This window comes from Streptomyces sp. NPDC045955, assembly GCF_056430805.1.
This window is the reverse complement of record NZ_JBWKKY010000004.1, coordinates 163,555-182,717: the sequence shown is the minus strand read 5'-3', so window position 1 is coordinate 182,717 and position 19,163 is coordinate 163,555. Positions and strand designations below refer to the sequence as shown.

The 19,163-nt window shown below is 67.5% G+C and carries 18 protein-coding genes; 5 read left to right on the top strand and 13 right to left on the bottom strand.

What is annotated here, in order from left to right:
- Window positions 1-24: 24 nt before the first annotated feature.
- The 6 genes from AC07F0_RS10025 to AC07F0_RS10000 form a co-directional block, all read right to left on the bottom strand.
- Entirely contained in the window at window positions 25-4,482 is a 4,458-nt protein-coding gene (locus AC07F0_RS10025; protein ID WP_478976659.1) for a DUF6531 domain-containing protein, read from the bottom strand.
- Between the two features lie 238 nt (window positions 4,483-4,720).
- Window positions 4,721-5,701, bottom strand: a complete 981-nt coding sequence (locus AC07F0_RS10020; RefSeq protein WP_478976656.1) for an SUKH-3 domain-containing protein — start codon at window positions 5,699-5,701, stop codon at window positions 4,721-4,723.
- Window positions 5,685-6,176, bottom strand: a complete 492-nt coding sequence (locus tag AC07F0_RS10015; RefSeq protein WP_478976653.1) for a hypothetical protein — start codon at window positions 6,174-6,176, stop codon at window positions 5,685-5,687. The genes AC07F0_RS10020 and AC07F0_RS10015 overlap by 17 nt, the downstream gene beginning before the upstream one ends.
- 3 nt (window positions 6,177-6,179) lie before the next feature.
- A complete protein-coding gene (locus AC07F0_RS10010; RefSeq protein WP_478976650.1) occupies window positions 6,180-6,722 on the bottom strand; it encodes a barstar family protein in 543 nt (180 codons plus the stop codon).
- Between the two features lie 325 nt (window positions 6,723-7,047).
- Window positions 7,048-7,548 carry a hypothetical protein gene (locus tag AC07F0_RS10005; protein ID WP_478976647.1) on the bottom strand — a complete coding sequence of 167 codons (501 nt, stop codon included), beginning with the start codon at window positions 7,546-7,548 and terminating at the stop codon, window positions 7,048-7,050.
- A 46-nt stretch (window positions 7,549-7,594) separates the two neighbouring features.
- On the bottom strand, window positions 7,595-8,242 hold the full coding sequence (locus AC07F0_RS10000; RefSeq protein ID WP_478976644.1) for a hypothetical protein: 648 nt from the start codon (window positions 8,240-8,242) through the stop codon (window positions 7,595-7,597).
- Window positions 8,243-8,333: 91 nt separating this feature from the next.
- Between AC07F0_RS10000 and AC07F0_RS09995 the strand changes: the two genes are divergently transcribed.
- Complete coding sequence (locus AC07F0_RS09995) at window positions 8,334-9,044, top strand: hypothetical protein (RefSeq protein WP_478976641.1); 711 nt, start codon at window positions 8,334-8,336, stop codon at window positions 9,042-9,044.
- Here AC07F0_RS09995 and AC07F0_RS09990 read toward each other — a convergent pair.
- The gene (locus AC07F0_RS09990; protein WP_478976638.1) at window positions 8,998-9,726 is read right to left on the bottom strand and encodes a hypothetical protein; all 729 of its coding nucleotides are present in this window, start codon (window positions 9,724-9,726) and stop codon (window positions 8,998-9,000) included. The genes AC07F0_RS09995 and AC07F0_RS09990 overlap by 47 nt on opposite strands.
- 136 nt (window positions 9,727-9,862) lie before the next feature.
- On the opposite strand from AC07F0_RS09990, the gene AC07F0_RS09985 reads away from it, so the two are divergent.
- The gene (locus tag AC07F0_RS09985) at window positions 9,863-11,125 is read left to right on the top strand and encodes a S41 family peptidase (protein ID WP_478976635.1); all 1,263 of its coding nucleotides are present in this window, start codon (window positions 9,863-9,865) and stop codon (window positions 11,123-11,125) included.
- Here the strand turns inward: AC07F0_RS09985 and AC07F0_RS09980 are convergent.
- Window positions 11,122-11,322 carry a DUF397 domain-containing protein gene (locus AC07F0_RS09980; RefSeq protein WP_478976632.1) on the bottom strand — a complete coding sequence of 67 codons (201 nt, stop codon included), beginning with the start codon at window positions 11,320-11,322 and terminating at the stop codon, window positions 11,122-11,124. The two genes, AC07F0_RS09985 and AC07F0_RS09980, sit on opposite strands and share 4 nt — an antisense overlap.
- Window positions 11,319-12,197: a helix-turn-helix domain-containing protein gene (locus tag AC07F0_RS09975; protein WP_466094634.1), complete on the bottom strand. Its 879-nt coding sequence runs from the start codon at window positions 12,195-12,197 to the stop codon at window positions 11,319-11,321. Before AC07F0_RS09975 ends, AC07F0_RS09980 begins: the two co-directional genes overlap by 4 nt.
- A gap of 152 nt (window positions 12,198-12,349) precedes the next feature.
- Between AC07F0_RS09975 and AC07F0_RS09970 the strand changes: the two genes are divergently transcribed.
- From AC07F0_RS09970 to AC07F0_RS09960, 3 genes are all read left to right on the top strand, one after another.
- Window positions 12,350-12,760: an ATP-binding protein gene (locus tag AC07F0_RS09970; RefSeq protein WP_478976629.1), complete on the top strand. Its 411-nt coding sequence runs from the start codon at window positions 12,350-12,352 to the stop codon at window positions 12,758-12,760.
- A 271-nt stretch (window positions 12,761-13,031) separates the two neighbouring features.
- On the top strand, window positions 13,032-13,886 hold the full coding sequence (locus AC07F0_RS09965) for a helix-turn-helix domain-containing protein (protein WP_478977249.1): 855 nt from the start codon (window positions 13,032-13,034) through the stop codon (window positions 13,884-13,886).
- Between the two features lie 49 nt (window positions 13,887-13,935).
- Complete coding sequence (locus AC07F0_RS09960) at window positions 13,936-14,547, top strand: Uma2 family endonuclease (RefSeq protein ID WP_478976626.1); 612 nt, start codon at window positions 13,936-13,938, stop codon at window positions 14,545-14,547.
- Window positions 14,548-14,646: 99 nt separating this feature from the next.
- Here the strand turns inward: AC07F0_RS09960 and tuf are convergent, their stop codons facing one another.
- The 4 genes from tuf to rpsL form a co-directional block, all read right to left on the bottom strand.
- Window positions 14,647-15,840, bottom strand: a complete 1,194-nt coding sequence (gene tuf, locus AC07F0_RS09955; RefSeq protein ID WP_010036758.1) for an elongation factor Tu — start codon at window positions 15,838-15,840, stop codon at window positions 14,647-14,649.
- 156 nt (window positions 15,841-15,996) lie between these two features.
- The gene (gene fusA, locus AC07F0_RS09950) at window positions 15,997-18,123 is read right to left on the bottom strand and encodes an elongation factor G (RefSeq protein ID WP_086559327.1); all 2,127 of its coding nucleotides are present in this window, start codon (window positions 18,121-18,123) and stop codon (window positions 15,997-15,999) included.
- Between the two features lie 39 nt (window positions 18,124-18,162).
- Entirely contained in the window at window positions 18,163-18,633 is a 471-nt protein-coding gene (rpsG, locus tag AC07F0_RS09945) for a 30S ribosomal protein S7 (RefSeq protein ID WP_003998848.1), read from the bottom strand.
- 2 nt (window positions 18,634-18,635) lie between these two features.
- Window positions 18,636-19,007, bottom strand: coding sequence for a 30S ribosomal protein S12 (rpsL, locus tag AC07F0_RS09940; RefSeq protein ID WP_003948652.1), 372 nt, complete (start codon window positions 19,005-19,007; stop codon window positions 18,636-18,638).
- Window positions 19,008-19,163: the final 156 nt, after the last annotated feature.

Here is a 19,163-nt window from a genome sequence, read left to right as displayed (position 1 = left end):
GAGTGTCTGCGGCCGGTGCTTCGGTCAGGCTTTCCAGCCCGATGTCGGACCGTGATACCTGATCGCGTCGCGTGGGATGGCCACGTCGCTGTTGGAGAACCAGATGTGATCGCGACCACCCCTGAGGCGCCCCGAGAAGAGTTTCTTCTCGACCTCGAACTCGATCATGTACTCGCTTTTTTCCTTGGTGAGACCGAGGTAGGACTTGAAGCCGCCGGGCTTCTTGGCGATGTCGGCCGGGCTCATAGGGGTGACGTAGACCGCTGTCGCGTTCTTGCTCTTGGTGTTCCTGGGGACCTTGAGGGTGATGCCGTCCTTGCCACCACCACCCATGATCTTGTTGTAGCCGGTCTTGTCCGTGTAGTGCCGGATGACCGCCTTGCACGAGGGCGCGAGGCCCAGCGGGTCGATCCATACGAGCGGGTTGACGACGTAAGCGTGGTGGTGCGGTGCCGGTTCGAGACCGAGGGGATCGGGGCTGTGGTAACGCGCCGTTGCCGGGTCGTAGTAACGGTGGTGGTTGTAGTGCAGCCCCGTTTCGGCGTCGAAGTACTGCCCCGGAAAGCGCAGCGGGCAGTCGGCCGGACCCGGGGACGGGTCCCGCAGCGGCAGGCCCCAGAGGGTGCGATGGGAACGCCACGCCGTGTGCCCTGACTCGTCGACGAGCTCGGTGGGCGTGCCGACGAGGTCGGTGACGATGGAGTAGAACCGCTCGTCCACTGATACGTCGTCGACCTGCCGCTCGCCGGGCCGGGTGCGCTGGACGAGGGGCCGGTCCCCGCCCGGTTCCCAGTCCCAAGTGGTGACGCGCTGGTCGCCGTCTCCTTCTCCGCCCGAGCGGCTCTCCTCGGCCAGCCGTGTGCCGTCCCACACGAAGGCGGTGCGCTCGACCACCGCCGTGCCATCCGCGGAGAGGAGTTCCTTGGCGATGCGCCTGCCCAGAGGGTCGTAGCGGTAACGCCAGTGACGCCCGTCGGGGGTGGTGACGGCACGCAGACGGTCCTCCGCGTCCCAGGTGAAGAGCCATGTGCGGGACCCGCCGGACAGGAGGGCGCGCGTGTGGCGGACCACCCGCCCCTGGGCGTCGTGCTCGTACCGAGACCGTCCGGCAGTCTGCACCAGCGTGCCGCTGTAGGTCCTTGGTCCCTGAACCTCGGCGTCCCCGTTGACGGCCGTTGCGGACGTGTCGGAATGGATCAGGTTGCCCAGGACGTCGTACGCGTACGTCTCGCGCCGGTTCGTGGCGGTGACCGAAGTGACGCGTCCGGTCGGGTCGAGTTCGTACGCCACGGCGCCCGTGTCGGAGTCGGTAATGGTGCTGGGCAGACCGTCAGGCCGATAGGTGTAGCGCCGGTCGATGCTGTGGGCCGCGCCTTCCGGTGTCCGCACGGCTTGGGAGTGCAGCCGATGGCCGGCGGCGCTCCACTCCTGGAGCAGTGACGCTCCCGTTGGAAGGGACCGCAGGACTTCGTGCCCTGCCGCGTCGTACCCGAACCCAACCGTCCGGCCGGAGCCGCGCAGTTCCACCGGCTGATGAGCGGCGTCGTACCGCCACTCGCTGAGCGCTCCGCCCGGGGTCCGACGTCGGACACGGCGACCGACGGCATCGTATGCGTTGGTCAGGGTCCGGCCGTTGCAGCTTTCGGTCAGTATGCGGCCGAGCGGGTCGTAGGTGAAGCGGAGCTCGGCATCTGGGTTGACCGCCCGGACGAGTCCTCCGGCCTGGTCGTACTCGAAGGTGGTGACACGGCCTTCCGAGTCCCGCTGCTCGATCACCCGGTCGAGGAGGTCACGGCGGTAACGGACAGTCTGCCCGGCGCCGTTCGTGCGCTCGGTGATGCGGTTCGCCGCGTCGTAGCAGTAGGTGACGGTCCTGCCGTTGAAGTCCGTTTCGCGGACGACGTTGCCCAGAGGGTCGTACTCGTACGTCCAGGTCTGGCCGAGGGCGTTGCGGACGCACACGGGGCGGAGCTCGGTGTCGTAGGTGAACTCGATCCGGCTGCCGTCCGGGGCCGTTCGGGCCGCAGTTCTGTCGAAGGGGGCGGGTTCGAACCAGGTGACGTGGTCCCGCCCGTCGGTGTGGGTGAGGAGATTGCCCTCGGCGTCGTAGGTCCACCGCTCGACGGCACCGTCGGGATGAGCCCGCTGCGCAGGGCGCCCCTCGGTCGTCCAGCCGACCACGGTCGTTCCGCCATCGGGCTCGACGACCTCCCGGACGCGGCCGAACGCGTCGTATGCGAAGCGCGTGGCTGCACCCAGCGGAGAGAGCACCGTCGTCGGAAGTCCCGCGGCGTTGCTGCACACCTGGCTGACGTGGCCGAGCGCGTCGGTGACCGAAGCGACCGCACCGCGCTCGTCATAACCGTAACCAGTGGTCGCGCCGACGGGGTCCGTGATCGCGACGACGTTTCCACGCTCGTCGTACGCGTACTGCCACCGGGCACCGTCCTGCTCAGTGACCGAGGTAAGTGCGCCATCGGTGTCGTACGTGTAGGCGGCGAAGCTGCCGTCGGGGTGAACGACCCGGACGGTGTTGCCCATCTCGTCGCACTCGTAAGTGGTGGTCCGGCCGAGCGGGTCGGTGAGGGAGAGGAGGTTGTCGTACCGGTCCCAGGTACGCGTCGTGGTGTGCCCGAGCGGATCGGTCTCGGCTACGAGCTGATAGGCGTCGTTGAAGCGGTACGTGGTGCTGTGGCCGAGTGAGTTCGTCGCCACGGAGATGTGGTTCTCCGGGTCATAGACGTAGGTGTAGTCGAGGATGCCGTCCGTGCCAGTGGTACGTGTGCAGCGGCCCGCAGAGTCGTACGTGTAGCGGTACCAGGTCCCGGTGCGGTCGTGCCATCCGGTAATGCGGCGCTGGTCGTCGTAGGAGAGCCGCAGCGGCAGCCCGGAGGAGTTGTAGATCTCCGTGAGATTGGCCTCGGCGTCGTATGCATAACGCATGAGAACCGGCTGCTCGGGGTCACTGAGCAGGGTGAACGCTGTGATCCGGCCCTGGTCCGTGGACACGCCGATGCGGTAGCCGCCCGTGTGCGTGATCTCTTGGAGGCCCCCGTCAGGCCCGTACGTCAACTCGATGGCGTTGCCGTTGCGGTCGCTGGCCATGGTCAGCGGGAGCTCGGCGGCCGATCGGGCGGGTAGCGGCCGGAAGCTGAGGGCCAAGCCGGAGTCAGGTTGGCGCACGGTCATGGTGCCGTTGTCCGAGCCGTCCCACTCCAGCGGCCAGCGTGGGCCCTCGACCGGCTGGACAGGGACGCCCTGCTCCGGGACGGGATATGTGAGGACCATGCCGTCGGCCGTGGTGAAGCGGACGCCGTCGGGTTCGAGGATCAGCCGCTGGTCCAGGGTGGATGCCCAAGCGGCTCCAAACCAGCGGCCGGACCGGAGACCCGTGCGGTGGTGGCGCTCCAGTTCCAGCGGGAGTACGCCGTCCAGGATAAAGTCGGTTTCGGACATGACCATCTGGCCGGTGGCCATGTCGATCGGGTCGCCGCAGGTGACGAGTTTCTTCATCTGTCGGCCGAGCGCTCGGGTGCCTTTACCCAACCCCTTGACCCCCAGTGCCATGCCTTTGAGGCCGGTCTTCCCGAAGGCCTTCAGTCCCTTGGCCAGCCCGCCGAGGGTCGTCAGGCCCTTCATGCCCGGTATGCAGTCCAGCGCAGCAAATCCCACGTCCCATAGGGACGCTTGTCCCTTGGAGTATTTGTAGAGCGTGTCCGCAAGCACGACCGCGGCCGCGATCAGCACGATCGCGCCCAGGATCGGACCACCGATGATCATCGCGACGATCCCGAGGACGGTCACGACGACCTTGCACACCGCGACGATGTTGTCCCAGTTGTCCGTGAACCAGTCGCCGACCTCCTCCCACCACGACCGGTTCTGAATACCGGCATCCGAAGCCTCGTCGATCTTCGACTTCGCCTCGCGGGCTGCCTCGTCGCGCATCTTGCGCGCGTCCTCGGCCATCTTCTTGGCCGCGGCAAGTGCGTCCTGGGCGTCGGACACGTCCGACTGGGCCTTGGACTGCGCCGACTTGGCGTGCTGCACGTCCCGGGTCGCGGCACGCACCTTGGCCTCGTCCGGCTTGTCCGCGTCCGACTTGCTGCCGGTCGGGTCGTCCTTGTACTTGTCCGCCTCCTTGCCGGCCCGGGTGACCCACGAGTCCGCCGAGGTGAGACGGGACTGGGCCGAGGAGAGGTTGTCCCGGGCCTCACGGCCCTTGATGAGCGCCTTGTCCGCCAAGGACTGCGCCCGCTCCAGCTTCGGCCAGAAGTCCGCCAGTGCGTCCCCGCACATCTCGTAGGACTTCTTCAGCTTCTTGAGGTTCTTCGGGACATCCGCGAAGTCCTCCTTGAAGACGTCCGCGGACTTGCCGGCCCACTCAAGCAGCGTGCCCTCACCCGCCATGCCCTTGACCAAGCGCAGCGCCTCGGAGACATCGTCGGCGAAGTCGTGCAACTGCTTCGCAAGCGTGCGCACCCGCTGCGGGTCACCAGGGGTCGGATCCTTGTCCAAGTCCAGGACATGCCAGTCCGCAGGCCTGTGCCCCGCCATATCGCAACCCCCGTCACGCGCACATCTACGTCAACAACCGTATGCACACGTGAACTTACAGGGCACAACCAATCGAGGAAAAGATCGGCATCGAAGGGCCATCAGTCGGCGATGATCGCGTACCCCCGCTGATCGGGTTTCGGCAGCGAGCAGCAGCCGGGCGTCACGTAGCTGTCGGCCGGATCCTGCTGGTGAGCTTCTGCAAGGCCTCGTCGGGCGTGGGGGCGAGCAGCCAGACGCTGTCCATGCCGGCGTAGACCGAGCCGTCCTCCGCCATGGCCAGGTGCTGGTTCCCGCGGTCGCGCATGCCGATCGGGTACAGGTCGACGCCCGCCTGCTCGACGAGGTCGTCGATGATCTCCCCATCCCAGATGGCGAGCAGCGGGTCCAGCGAGAACTCCATCCACGGCATCGAGTCCCACGGCTCGCGGTAGGACACGCCCACGGCGCCGAACTCCGCCAGGAAGCGCCGTGCCGCGTCGTGGATCTCGAACTCGCCGGTTTGCAGGAGGATGCTTTCCCAGGTCTCTGTGGGAACCGAACGCCCTGGGAACCAGCCGCCCGCCCGCAGCACCCGGTCCGTCTCCTCGGGCCAGCGCAGCCCGGCGTCCGGGCCGGTCTCCGCGGTGTTCAGTCGCCTCCAGAAGGGGTGCTCGGCCGTCGGCTCCCCGGGCGTCCAGAGGGCAAACCGGGCCGCCTGTGCCTCGACGAGGCGGTCCAGCGCCTGGTCGGTGGTCTCGGCCAGCAGTTCCACGCGGTCCCTCACGAGGTGGAGCGCCCCGTCCTCGGTGATGCCGAGGAAGCTGGCACCTTGGTCGGCCGTGCCAACGGGATAGAGGGACGCCCCCGCTTCCCGGCTCGCCCACGCGAACCGCTCGTCCTGCCAACCGGCCTTCAGGGGATCGAAACGGATTGCCGACGACGTGGTGATCGTGTCGGCGGGCCAGCCGTACGTCACCAGAGCCCCGAATTCGGAGAGGAACCGACGCGCGGCATCGTGGACCACGAAGGATCCACGCTCGCGCAGGATCGACTCGCAGGTGTCCGTCGGCACCGAGCGGCCTGGCCGCCAGCCCGCGCGTCGCAGCACTTCATCGGTCTGCGGGGACCAGCCACGTGGTGTCTGATCAACACGCACTCGCATCACCCTCACGCAGGACGACGACGAGCTGCACCGGTGCTTCGGTGTCGTCGTGCTTGACCCCTGCCAGAAGGACCTTGCCGGAGACCCTCCAGGCGGTGTGGTCGATGAAGTCCGCCCCGCCCGTCAGGTCCTCGTCGCAGACCTCCAGGCGAGTGCCGAGCGCTCCGGACTCGAGCCGGAAGACGACGGCCGGGAGTTCGGCGACAGCAGCGTCGTACAGCTCATCCAGGTACATGTCCGGGTCGGGCCACTCGTCGGCGACCTCACGGAACCAGAGGGTGAACTCCACCTCCGTCGGCCCGTCGCCCTGGATCCAGGCGCCGGCGTCGTCCCGCCTCCACGTGGTCGCCCATTCCTTTTCCGGATTCCTGCGCTCGCCTTCCCAGCCCAATGCGGCGAGAACCGCTTCTACGGCCTGACCAGTGAGCCTGTCGAGGTCGCACAGCCTGCTCAGTTCTTCGCTCAGGTCAACCACTTGTCAATGCCATTCCTCAGGATAGAGAGCGGCAGCGACGAACGTTTCCCCGATGGTGACAGTCAGGTCATTCTGTTCAATTCGCCGCACCACCTTCTCGCGATCGAATTCACGGAACTCAAAAACGAAGTGTTCGGCGATCGCCGGCCGGTCCAGGGGGAATCCATCGAGATCCACCGCTGAATTAGCACGGTCCGCGCCCTGGCAGAGCACCGACACGAACAAGGGGAAGTGTTCCGTTGCCAGGAGTCGATCCGCGTCGCGAATTACCCCTACGATTCCCACTCCACCCGTCATCTCACCGCACACGTCGTCCAGGCAGTCCACCATCGCGTCCCAGTTCCTGCCGAAGTACCCGGGGAATCCCAGAACCTCCGCGAACGAACGGTAGATCCCGTCCTCGGTCATCAGGTCGCGCGAGTCGAAGTGGTGGACGCGGCCTCCCTTTGACTCCAGCCGTGACAACTGCTGCCGGAGCCAGGCCTCTCCGCCCGGAACGAAGACGACCCAGGGCTCCGAGGTACCCGAGATGTCAAAACCTGTCATTAATGGTGTGGCGTCACAGGCCGCCCCCCTCAAATCCTGCAACCGTGAGATCGATGAGTGTGCCGGCCGCCCAGCCGAGGACTTCCTCAAGTTGACCTTACGCGGCGCCACGTCACGGCCCCAGCAACTCAAGGACCTCGGTGGGCTACGGTGCGCGGGGTCGAAGAAACAGTGCTGAGCCAGCAAGTCGGCCGGCTTGAGCTCTTCATACTCGACAATCCTGAAGTAACCCTTGGTCCAGGGCCGGGGCACCGTGAAGAACGGCGGCAGCAGCCAGCGGCATGTGCCCGCCCTCTTTCTGGGCCGATGTACACGGCCGATGCACTCACCCGTCACGCGGCCCCCTCTCGCGATATTCCATGAACGCCTTCTTGAAGGACTGCGGGCTTGAGTCGTCCACCGGGTTGTCCATATCCATCAGGGGGAGGTTGATCTCCACCACGGAGATCTGCCGCTCGACGTGGCGAGCATTCCACTCCTCGACTGCGCGAAAAGAGCGCGATGCCGCGAAATAGGCGGGTTGAATGTGCGCGTATGCGGCCTGGACTTTCCAGTGTCCCTGAGCGTCCCGGGTCATCGGCCTGCCGGGTGGCATGATGACGAGGTTGTGCCAGCCGTCGCCTCGCCCGTTCTCCAGGATCTGGGCCTCTTGGACGCCGGGGCGTCCGCCGTACCGTTCGAGGGCGAAGATTCCGGCCATGAGGACTGCGTCGACCGGAGTCTCGGCCCGCAGCCCTCGCTGGCAGACGACGTCTCCACAGTCATCGAAGACGCCCTGCCACCTGTCCAGCGTGTCGGTCTTCTGCGAGGTGATCACCAGGCGCACAGTGGCGGCTCTCCTGCTGTCCCGGCCGCCTTCCTGAAGGGGGAAGTCAGCCCGTGAACCGGAACGTCGACGTGATCGCGTCGAAGATGTCGAAGAAGGAGTCCGCGAGGTCGAGGACCTGGCTGCTGCCGGCGACCAGGGCCACCTTGCCCTCCTGGCCCGGCACGGGAATGTACGTCTGCATCAGCACAGCCCTGATCGTGCGGTTGAGCGCGTCGCCGGGTACGGGGATGTCCTCGATGCCGTAGGTCCGTGCCGCCGGGCCGACTCCGGGGATGTCGACGGTCGTCACCTTCCGCCACGAGTCGCCCTCCCTCTTGGCCTCCTTGACGGCGAGCTGACTCGCGATGACGGCCGGGTCGTTCGACAGCGGCTCGCCGCGCTCGTTGCGGCCGCCGACCAGGGAGACGGTCACCGAGCCGGTGATCGGGGTGTCACCGCCGAAGTTCTCCGCCATGCAGCCGCAGTACATCGCGCCCGACTTCCACGCGTCCGCGGCGGCCTTCTTGAGGAAGTCGACGTACGTGTCCCGGTACTGCTCCAACTCCGGCCGCTGCCGCACCCGTTCGTTCACCATCCGGCGGATCGAGTCGTCCCGCGACTCCGGCCGCACGTCGAACTCCCACCACGACTCCGGCACCTTGATCCGGAAACCGCCCCTCTCGACGGTCAGTGCCTCCATGTAGCGGGCCATGACACCGGCCTCCCCGTTCGCTCGATCACTCGTGCGCCCATCGTCCCATTGCACGAGGAAGGGATACGACAAGATCAGCGGCATGAGAGGGATGAGACAGCGAACGGCCCTGGACCTGGGCATGGCAGGTGCGGAGATCGAGCAGCGGAGAAGGCGGTGGTCTGCGGGTGGGGTCCAGGTGTCTCCCGTGCTGTGGGCCGACGACCGCACACACCTGGCGGTGCGGTTCGGTTCGGCCGGCTGGGCCGTCCATCTGACCGCAGAGGTGCACCACAGCGGCTGGGCTCACCTGCATGTCGTCTCACAGGCCGAGGCCGTGCGGGAAACTCGGCGGGTCGGGTCCGTCGAGGCGTTCCTAGCGTTCCTCGACGATGTCGTCGCCGGGGCCGCGGGGGTCAGTCTGCGGCCCGCCCAACTCCTCGCCGTCACCTGCACCACCGGCTGGCTGGACTGGATCCACGGGGAACTCTGGCTGCTCCCCGACCACCTGGTCCGCATCCGCGGCGGCCTGCTGGCCACCATGGTGACCGGGTTCAACGGACCCGAACTGGCCGCACCCGACACCCACCGGACCCTTGCCTACGACCCCGATGCCATCCGCTCCGCCCACCGCACCAACAAGGTGCTCCCACTCGCCGAGATCGCACAGGCCCGGCTCCACGGCGGCCTGACCACCTCCGGCATGACCCTGCGCATGGCCGACGGGGCCCGTCACAAACTGCTGTGGATGTCCACCGAGCCCGCGCGCCGCGTCCTCATTGACCGGCTTCCGCCGCTCCTGGGTCCTCGGCTGACTCACTGAGTTCCTCCAGCGTCCAGAAGGGCGAGCCCTTCGGCGGGGCCGGGCGCACGGAGAGCGTGCCGTAGTCGGTGTCCGCGTCCAGGACCGGGTCCCCGACCGGGAGCCGGCCTCGGTGATCCGGACGGTAGTACGCCCCGAACGCCCAGTACTCGGCCACCTCGTGGCCCATGATCCACACGCCGTCCTGTGTCCCGTACGTCGCGTTGACCCTGGCGACCGCCTCCGCCCGGGAGATACCACAGCGTTCCACCAGTACGTCCACCATCTCGCGGTAGTACGCGAGCATCTCCTCATCGAGGGGAATCACGAACTCGGTGCCCGTTGTGCCGGCCGCGGGGCATGCCCCGTACTCCACGAGCAGGCGCAGCCGCCTCACCTCGGCAACGAGCTGCGGTACGGCGTCTCTGGCCATGGCGATGAACGCGGCGTTCTCGTCCCAGCGCTCGTCGGCGCAGTCGACGTAGCGAGGTTGCTGGACGAGGGTCGCCGCGATCAGTTCCCGGTGGTCGAAGCCGGGCCATCGCTCGGCTCCGCCGGTGTCCTGCACCGTGCTCACCGCGACCAGGTTCATGGCATGGCCGTCGTCGAGGTTCCTGACGAACCAAGGGCCCGGGGTGGCGGCCGCGCACAGTTGCTCAATCGCGTCCAGGTCGAGGTCCTCGTGAGCCGGTTCCGAAGTCATGCCCCAGTCTTACTGCCCGGCGGCCGCGAACCGATCGGGGGCTGCCCCCACCCCCCGTCCACCAGCCCACCGGATGGCCGGCCCCCCACTCCTCCGGTCACGGTAGTGACCCACGACCACGAAAACGGGGACCGTCATGCGCACCGTCACAGCCACCGCCCTCACCCTGGCCCTCGCTGCGGCCTCGGCAGCACCCGCCGCCGCCATCTCCAACGGGCCGAGTACCGAAGGCCTCTGGCGCATGGACGGCTACGGCACCGTCCTCTCCCTCGACGGCGACACCTTCCAGGAGTTCCAGACGACGTCCGTCAGCTGCCTCAAGGGCGACACGGCCCGCCGAACCGCCCCCGGCACATACGCCACCGCCGACGGCGCCACACTGACCGTCCGCCCCGGCCCAGGCCGGAACCGCGCCTCCCTGAACGCCGACCACTCGGTCGGACACCGCACGCTGCGGCGGATCAAGGAACTGCCGGCCGACTGCACCCGCCCCACCTCCGAAGACCCGCGCACCGCCTTCGACGTCTTCTGGCACTCCTTCGCCGAGAACTACCCCTTTTTCGCCGCGAAGGGCATCGACTGGCAGGCCACCCGCGACCGCTACCGCCCGAAGGTCGACCAGGACACCACCCGCGAGGAACTCTTCGCCCTCTTCAGCGACATGGTCCGCCCCCTCTACGACGCCCACGTCGCCGTCCTCGACGGAGACCGCGTCTTCGCCCAGGTCCGCCCCGGCACCGACATGCCCACGGAGGCGATGGACACCAAGGTCAAGAAGTTCATCGGCGAACGCGACCTCAAAGGCGCCCCGTACGCCGCCCACCTCGCCGAACTCGACAAGGCCCTCGACACGATCCTCACCAAGGACCGCACCCAGCGGCTCAAGGGCCTCATCATCGACCTGCGGGTCAACGGCGGCGGCTCCGACGCCCTCGGCATCCACATCGCCGAGCGCCTCACGGACCAGCCCTACGTCGCCTACACCAAACGCGCCCGCAACCACCCCACCGACCCCGGCCGGCACACCCGCCCCGAACCCGTCCCGGTCGTCCCGGCCGACGAGCCCCGCTACACCGGCCCCATCGCCGTGTTGACCGGAGGCTCCACCGTCAGCGCGGGCGAGACCTTCACCCAGGCCCTCATCAACCGCCCCGGCGGCACGATCCGCATCGGTCAGCCCACGCAGGGCGTCTTCTCCGACGTCATGGAGCGCCACCTGCCGGGTGGCATGATCACCATCCTCCCGAACGAGGAGTTCCTCAACCGCTCCGGCCACACGTACGACGGCACGGGCATCCCGCCCCACCTCACCGAACCGGTCTTCACGAAGGAGGAGTTCGCCAAGAAGCAGGACTCCGCGTTCGACCGCGCGGTGAGCGTCCTGAGGAACAACGGCTAGACGGACGCCACGAACCCCGCCCAGGCCTCCGGCGCGAGCGCGAGCCGGGGGCCTTCGGTGTGCTTGGAGTCGCGGACGTGCACAGTACGGGGCACTATCGCGATCTCGACGCAGGAGTTGCCGTCCGTGCCACTGCTGTAGCTGCTCTTGAACCACGTCAGTTCGGAGGTGTCCCCGGCAGAAGCGTTGCCGATCATGTTTCTCCCAGCACTTGCTCGATGAAGGCCAGCGACTCCCGCGGTGGGAGTGCCTGCGCTCGGATGGTGCCATACCGCAGCTCAAGGATGCGGAGCTGCTTCGGATCCGTGGTCGGCCGCCCGCTGAACGCGCCGTCGGAACGCCCCACCGCCGATCCGTCCGGGAACTTCAGCAGCTCGATCTTGCCGTCAACCCCCGGGTGGGCATCGGTGTTCGTCGGCATGATCTGAAGTGTGACGCTACGCAACCGCCCCACCTCCAGCAGGTGTTCGAGCTGCTGTCGCCACACCATTGTGCCCCCGACCCGTCGGCGCAGCACCGCCTCCTCCAGGACGTAGTGCACCGACGGGGCCGGATCACGTTCGAAGACCGCCTGCCGGGCCATCCGGGCTGCCACCATCCGCTCCACATCGTCCGGCGAATACGGGGGCTGCGCCGCCTCGAACAAGGCACGCGCGTGCTCCGGTGTCTGCAACAGCCCGTGGACGCTGTTGCACTCGTACACCCCGATCTCAACCGCCTGCCCCTCCAACTTGGCCAGCTCCCGCACCTTCTTGGGATACCGGACCTTCTTCACGTCCTCCCACGTCGCCGCGATCAGCCCGCCCGCCCCCAGCACCTCATCCGCCCTGACGAGATAGTCCTGGCGAGGAATCCGCTTGCCGCCCTCGATCTTGTAGACCATGTCCTCGCCGTACCCGACCGCCGTCCCGAACTCGGCGGCCCGCATCCCCACCGCCTCCCGCCGCAGCTTCAGCTGACGCCCGACGGTCGCGATGACGGCGACACCCCACTCGTCGTCCGGATCAACCTCCCAACCCGGCTCGTCCGCCTCGCCCTTGAGCCGACCCGCGTCCGCCTCGACCGCCGTCATCCCGCACCCTTCCGTCGTACGACCGTGCCCAGCGCCCTACCCGTACGCCCGGCCCCGACAGCCCGGACACGACCGGACAAGCTCCGGACAGTTACCGTACGCACCCGCTGAGTCACTGTTCACAGTAAGCACGGACCGCCACCCTGAGTGACGTGACGCAGAAATCCCCCGAACTCGGCACCCCCCTCCGCAACTTCAGCCTTCAGCTGTCCCCGACCCCCCGCGGAGCCCGTCTCGCGCGCCTCCTGGCCACCGAGCAACTCCGCTCCTGGGGCCTGCCGTTGGACCCTGCGGATCAGATCATCGCGGAGCTGGCGACCAACGCGGCGACACACGGCCGCATCCCCGGCCGCGACTTCCGCCTGCTCCTCTACGTCGTGGCCGACACCCTCCGCATCGAGGTCACGGACACCCGCGGCGACCGACTGCCGACGCCTCAACTCCCGGCGTCGGATGCCGTGTCGGGCTGCGGCCTGCTCCTCGTAGACGCACTCGCCGACCGCTGGGGCGTCACCCCGGGCCTGCCACCCCGCAAGACCGTCTGGGCCGAACTCACCCTCTGACCCGAAGCACCGGGTCCCAACACCTCGCGCTCCGGTGCCGCAGGCGGTCTCCCTCAAGGACCACGACGAGGAAAGAACCCCACCAAGCCCCACCCCTCCCGCCCGGGCCGCCTCACTCACTCACGCGAGTGAACATCGCCAACTCAGCTGGATTCGGGAGCCATTGCCTGCCCTACGCTCAGCGCAACAGACCGCAGACATGCGACGGCCCTCGCCGGGACTGGCATCCCAGTGCGAGGGCCTGACCACCGAGGAAGGCTCCAACTTCCTGATGGATACCCAGAACCCTAACGTGCCCTCGCACGCCCACGCCCCCGTAACGGGGAAGAAGCACCCGAACCGGCGGCACCCGCGCGCCGGCCTGGTTCACGACAACACCCGCCACACCGCCCGCTTCACGGTGATCGGCAACCATCTCGCCCAGCACGCGGAGCTGTCGCTGCTCGCGATCGGGCTGGGTGTGCACATCCAGTCGCTCCCCGCGGGCGCCCGAGTCGACATCAAGTCCCTCGCCGCCCGCTTCCCGGAGGGCACGACCCGGATCGCCGCCGCTCTGCGCGAGCTGGAGGCCCACGGCTATCTGCGGCGCGAGCGCGAACGCGTCCCCGACGGCCGGATCATCACCCGCACGATCTCCTGCAACCAGCCAGGTCACAGCCGTGCGGACGCCCCCCGCCAGGCCCCGAGGAAGCGGACCAGGCCGCCCGGCAGCAAGCCCCTCCCCGCCGTACCGCACCCGGCCTACCCCGCACCCGCACTCCTCCAGCAGGCCACGGACCTCCTCGCAGGCCTCCGCCGAGACGACCCCCGCCTCCTCCTCTCCACGTGCGACACCGCCCACCTCACCCCCGGCGTCGCCACCTGGCTGGAACGCGACATCTCCCCCACCGCCGTACACCACGCCCTGACCACCGACCTCCCACCCGAGGCCCTGCACCGCCCGGCCGCCCTCCTGGCCCACCGCCTCACGGCCCAACTACCACCGCCGCCCCCCTTCCGCGCCCCTACGCCCCCGCCGACCGCGCCTCACCGACTCCAGACCTGCGACGGCTGCGACCGCGCCTTCCGCGCACCGGCCCCCGGCCACTGCCGCGATTGCCGATCAAGTCTCCCGGAGGCCACTTAGCATGAAGGCGACGATCCTTGCCCCTGGGCACAGACGAGGAGCGAGCGCCATGACCATCGCCTCGGAGAACGGGCAGCAGGGCGCCTCCCACCGGTACCGGGCCATGCGGGACTTCGTCCAGACCACGGACGACTCCCTGCCCGGCAAGTTCGAGGTCACCAAGGAAGGAATCGTCCACGACATGATGGCGCCCGTGGGTCCGCACGAGCTGACCACGCTGCACCTGCGGAGACGCCTCGAAAAGGTGATGCCGGAGGAAATCGTGGCCCACACGGGCGAGCCCGATGTCGAGGACGAGTCCGAGGGCATCATGCGCCGCCCCGACGTGATGGTGATCGCCCTGGAGGACATGGACGTCCCGGGCTCCTTCGACCCCCGCACACTGGTCGCCGCCATCGAAGTCGTCTCCCGCTCCAACCCGGACAACGACCTCGTCACCAAGATGCGCGACTACCCCCTCATCGGCATCCCCGTCTACGCCGTCTTCGACCCCCGCACCGGCACGGGCGCCGTCCTCACCGACATCCACCCCACACCGGACGGCCCGCGCTACGCGACCCGCAAGGACTTCGTCTACGGCGAGGACGTGACCATCGCCGACTGGACGATCGCGACGGACGGCCTGCCCCTGTACCGGAGCGGCGACGCCCCACAGGAATGAGCCGGTAGCCCGGGCACGGCAAAGGGGCCCGCACGACCGAAGTCGTACGGGCCCCTCCGAGCCACTCAGGTCAGCAGACCCTCAAGCCAGTCCGAAGACTCACTTGTTGATCTTGGTGACCTGGCCGGCGCCCACGGTCCGGCCACCCTCACGGATGGCGAACTTCAGGCCCTCTTCCATGGCGACGGGCTGGATGAGCTCCACCTTCATCTCGGTGTTGTCACCCGGCATGACCATCTCGGTGCCCTCGGGGAGGGTCACCACGCCGGTCACGTCCGTCGTACGGAAGTAGAACTGCGGGCGGTAGTTGTTGAAGAACGGCGTGTGGCGGCCACCCTCGTCCTTGGACAGGATGTAGGCCTGCGCCTCGAACTCGGTGTGCGGGGTGACCGAGCCCGGCTTGATGATGACCTGGCCGCGCTCGACGTCCTCGCGCTTGATGCCACGGAGGAGCAGACCGACGTTCTCACCGGCCTGGCCCTCGTCGAGGAGCTTCCGGAACATCTCGATGCCGGTGACCGTGGTGGTGGTCTTCTCCGGCTTGATGCCGATGATGTCCACGGTCTCGTTGACCTTCAGGACACCACGCTCGATACGGCCGGTGACGACCGTACCGCGACCGGTGATCGTGAAGACGTCCTCGATCGGCATGAGGAACGGCTTGTCGACGTCGCGCTCCGGCTCCGGAATGGCGGTGTCGACGGCGTTCATGAGCTCGAGGACGGAGTTGCCCCACTCCTTGTCGCCCTCGAGGGCCTTCAGAGCGGAGACCTTGACGACGGGAACGTCGTCGCCCGGGAACTCGTACTCGGTGAGGAGCTCACGGACCTCGAGCTCGACGAGCTCCAGGATCTCCTCGTCGTCCACCATGTCGGCCTTGTTCAGCGCGACGACGATGTACGGAACGCCGACCTGGCGGGCCAGGAGCACGTGCTCCTTGGTCTGCGGCATCGGGCCGTCGGTGGCGGCGACCACGAGGATGGCGCCGTCCATCTGCGCCGCACCCGTGATCATGTTCTTGATGTAGTCCGCGTGACCGGGGCAGTCGACGTGGGCGTAGTGACGCGTCTCGGTCTGGTACTCGACGTGCGCGATGGAGATGGTGATACCGCGCTGGCGCTCCTCAGGAGCCTTGTCGATCTGGTCGAAGGCCGAGGCCTCGTTCAGGTCCGGGTACGCGTCGTGCAGCACCTTGGTAATGGCGGCCGTGAGGGTCGTCTTACCGTGGTCGATGTGACCGATGGTGCCGATGTTGACGTGCGGCTTAGTCCGCTCGAACTTCGCCTTCGCCACTGGGGTCCTCCTGTGGAGTGGTTCTGGTACGCCTTACTCATCGGCGCCAGGTGATCTTTGCTGGAAAGCCCGGGCCCCGGGGCACTCTCACCATGATTGCGGCGGAATGCCCCTCAAGGCTCCGGAGTCAAGCCTACGGCGTGCAGACGCTGTGCGTTACTCGCCCTTGGCCTTCGCGATGATCTCCTCGGCGACGTTCCGGGGAACCTCGGCGTAGGAGTCGAACTGCATGGAGTAGCTGGCACGGCCGGACGTCTTGCTGCGCAGGTCGCCGACGTAGCCGAACATCTCCGAAAGGGGCACGAGGCCCTTCACGACGCGGGCACCGGCCCGCTCCTCCATGGCCTGGATCTGGCCACGGCGGGAGTTGATGTCACCGACGACCTCACCCATGTAGTCCTCGGGCGTGGTGACCTCGACGGCCATCATCGGCTCGAGCAGTACGGGGCTGGCCTTGCGCGCGGCCTCCTTGAAGGCCTGCGAACCGGCGATCTTGAACGCGAGCTCGGAGGAGTCGACCTCGTGGTAGGCACCGTCGAGCAGCGTCACGCGCACACCGGTCATCTCGTAACCGGCGAGGATGCCGAACTGCATGGCCTCCTGCGCACCGGCGTCCACCGAAGGGATGTACTCCTTCGGCACACGGCCACCGGTCACCTTGTTGATGAACTCGTACGAGGCGTCGCCGCCCTCGATCGGCTCGATCGCGATGATCACGCGAGCGAACTGGCCGGTACCACCCGTCTGCTTCTTGTGGGTGAACTCGACCTTCTCGACGGCCTTGCGGATCGTCTCACGGTACGCGACCTGCGGCTTGCCGACGTTGGCCTCGACCTTGAACTCGCGCTTCATGCGGTCGACGAGCACCTCGAGGTGAAGCTCGCCCATACCGCCGATGACGGTCTGGCCGGTCTCCTCGTTGGTGTGCACCTGGAAGGAGGGGTCCTCCTCGGCCAGGCGCTGGATCGCGACGCCGAGCTTCTCCTGGTCGCCCTTCGACTTGGGCTCGATGGCGACCTCGATGACCGGCGCCGGGAAGTCCATGGACTCCAGGATCACCGGGTTCTTCTCGTCCGCCAGCGTCTCACCGGTGGTGGTCTGCTTCAGGCCCATGACGGCGACGATGTCGCCGGCGCCCACCGACTCGATCTCCTCACGCTTGTTGGCGTGCATGCGGTAGATCTTGCCGATGCGCTCCTTGCGGCCCTTCACCGAGTTCAGCACGGCGGTGCCGGAGTGCAGGCGGCCGGAGTACACGCGGACGAAGGTGAGCTTGCCGAGGTGCGGGTCGCTCATGATCTTGAACGCCAGCGCGGCGAGGGGCTCCTCGTCCGACGGCTTGCGCGCGATGACCTGCTCCGGGTCCTTGACGTCGTGGCCCTCGATGGCCTCGACGTCGAGCGGGGTGGGCAGGTAGCGCACGACCGCGTCGAGCAGGGGCTGAACACCCTTGTTCTTGAACGCGGTACCGCAGAACACGGGGGTGACGGTGGTGCCGCCGCCCTTGCCGGACGCGATGGTGATGCGACGGATCGCGGCGTAGAGCTGCTCCACGGTGGGCTCGGTGCCCTCCAGGTACAGCTCCATCAGCTCGTCGTCGTTCTCGGCGACGGCCTCGAGCAGCTTGCCGCGGTACTCCTCGGCAGCCTCGACGTGGGTGTCCGGGATGTCGACGGTGTCGTACATCTCGCCCTTGGTCGCCTCGGCCGACCAGACCAGGGCCTTCATCGTCACGAGGTCGATGACGCCCTTGAAGTCCGCCTCGGCACCGATCGGCAGCTGCATGACCAGCGGCTGCGCGCCCAGGCGGTCGCTGATCATGTCGACGCAGCGGTGGAACTCCGCGCCGGTGCGGTCGAGCTTGTTGACGAAGCAGATACGCGGAACGCCGTAGCGGTCCGCCTGACGCCACACGGTCTCGGACTGGGGCTCAACGCCGGCGACACCGTCGAACACCGTCACGGCACCGTCGAGCACGCGCAGGGAGCGCTCCACCTCGACGGTGAAGTCGACGTGACCCGGGGTGTCGATGATGTTGATGGTGTAGTCGTTGCCCTCGAGCGGCCAGTGACAGGTGGTGGCAGCAGAGGTGATCGTGATGCCACGCTCCTGCTCCTGCTCCATCCAGTCCATGGTGGCGGCGCCGTCGTGGACCTCACCGATCTTGTACGAGACGCCGGTGTAGAACAGGATCCGCTCGGTGGTGGTCGTCTTGCCCGCGTCGATGTGGGCCATGATCCCGATGTTCCGGACCCTGGCCAGGTCAAGTGAAGTGGTAGCCATAAGGCTTCAGTCTTCTCTCGGTCTCGATGTGGGTAGCGACTACCAGCGGTAGTGCGCGAAGGCCTTGTTGGACTCGGCCATCTTGTGGGTGTCCTCGCGCTTCTTCACGGCCGCACCGAGGCCGTTGGAGGCATCGAGAAGCTCGTTGAGGAGACGCTCGGTCATGGTCTTCTCGCGACGGGCGCGGGAGTAACCGACCAGCCAGCGCAGCGCCAGGGTGTTGGCACGGCCGGGCTTGACCTCGACCGGGACCTGGTAGGTGGCACCACCGACACGGCGGGACTTGACCTCGAGGGTCGGCTTGATGTTCTCGAGAGCGCGCTTCAGCGTGATGACCGGGTCGTTGCCGGTCTTCTCGCGCAGGCCCTCCATGGCGCCGTAGACGATGCGCTCGGCGGTGGAGCGCTTGCCGTTCAGCAGCACCTTGTTGATCAGGGAGGTCACCAGAGGAGAGCCGTAGACCGGGTCGATGATGACCGGGCGCTTCGGGGCGGGGCCCTTACGAGGCATTCTTACTTCTCCTTCTTGGCGCCGTAGCGGCTGCGGGCCTGCTTGCGGTTCTTGACACCCTGGGTGTCGAGCGAGCCGCGGATGATCTTGTAGCGAACACCCGGCAGGTCCTTCACACGGCCGCCGCGCACGAGCACGATGGAGTGCTCCTGCAGGTTGTGTCCCTCACCCGGAATGTAAGCGGTGACCTCGATCCCGCTGGTCAGACGCACACGCGCGACCTTACGCAGGGCCGAGTTCGGCTTCTTCGGGGTGGTCGTGAACACACGCGTGCAGACGCCACGACGCTGGGGCGAACCCTCGAGTGCGGGCGTCTTGTTCTTCTCGACCTTGTCCTGCCGGCCCTTGCGGACCAGCTGCTGGATCGTAGGCACTACTTCTCCGGTTTCTGTGTGCCGATTGGTGAAGCTAACCTGGAACGTCGCCGACCCACGCGGTCGGGTGTGTCGAATCCGGCGGACTTCCGCTGCCAAGGCAGAATTAAGCGCAGATTGCGGTGGCCGGTGTCAGCTCGCAGTGCGGGTGATGGC

Excerpts from the sequence above, each read along its gene's own strand:
- AC07F0_RS09975 (WP_466094634.1), bottom strand. The coding sequence starts at position 12,197 with ATGACGGCGGTCGAGGCGGACGCGGGTCGGCTCAAGGGCGAGGCGGAC.
- AC07F0_RS09965 (WP_478977249.1), top strand. The coding sequence starts at position 13,032 with ATGGATACCCAGAACCCTAACGTGCCCTCGCACGCCCACGCCCCCGTA.
- AC07F0_RS10000 (WP_478976644.1), bottom strand. The coding sequence starts at position 8,242 with ATGGCCCGCTACATGGAGGCACTGACCGTCGAGAGGGGCGGTTTCCGG.
- fusA (WP_086559327.1), bottom strand. The coding sequence starts at position 18,123 with ATGGCTACCACTTCACTTGACCTGGCCAGGGTCCGGAACATCGGGATC.
- rpsG (WP_003998848.1), bottom strand. The coding sequence starts at position 18,633 with ATGCCTCGTAAGGGCCCCGCCCCGAAGCGCCCGGTCATCATCGACCCG.
- AC07F0_RS09960 (WP_478976626.1), top strand. The coding sequence starts at position 13,936 with ATGACCATCGCCTCGGAGAACGGGCAGCAGGGCGCCTCCCACCGGTAC.
- AC07F0_RS09985 (WP_478976635.1), top strand. The coding sequence starts at position 9,863 with ATGCGCACCGTCACAGCCACCGCCCTCACCCTGGCCCTCGCTGCGGCC.
- AC07F0_RS10010 (WP_478976650.1), bottom strand. The coding sequence starts at position 6,722 with ATGACAGGTTTTGACATCTCGGGTACCTCGGAGCCCTGGGTCGTCTTC.
- AC07F0_RS09995 (WP_478976641.1), top strand. The coding sequence starts at position 8,334 with ATGAGACAGCGAACGGCCCTGGACCTGGGCATGGCAGGTGCGGAGATC.
- AC07F0_RS09980 (WP_478976632.1), bottom strand. The coding sequence starts at position 11,322 with ATGATCGGCAACGCTTCTGCCGGGGACACCTCCGAACTGACGTGGTTC.
- AC07F0_RS09990 (WP_478976638.1), bottom strand. The coding sequence starts at position 9,726 with ATGACTTCGGAACCGGCTCACGAGGACCTCGACCTGGACGCGATTGAG.
- AC07F0_RS10020 (WP_478976656.1), bottom strand. The coding sequence starts at position 5,701 with ATGCGAGTGCGTGTTGATCAGACACCACGTGGCTGGTCCCCGCAGACC.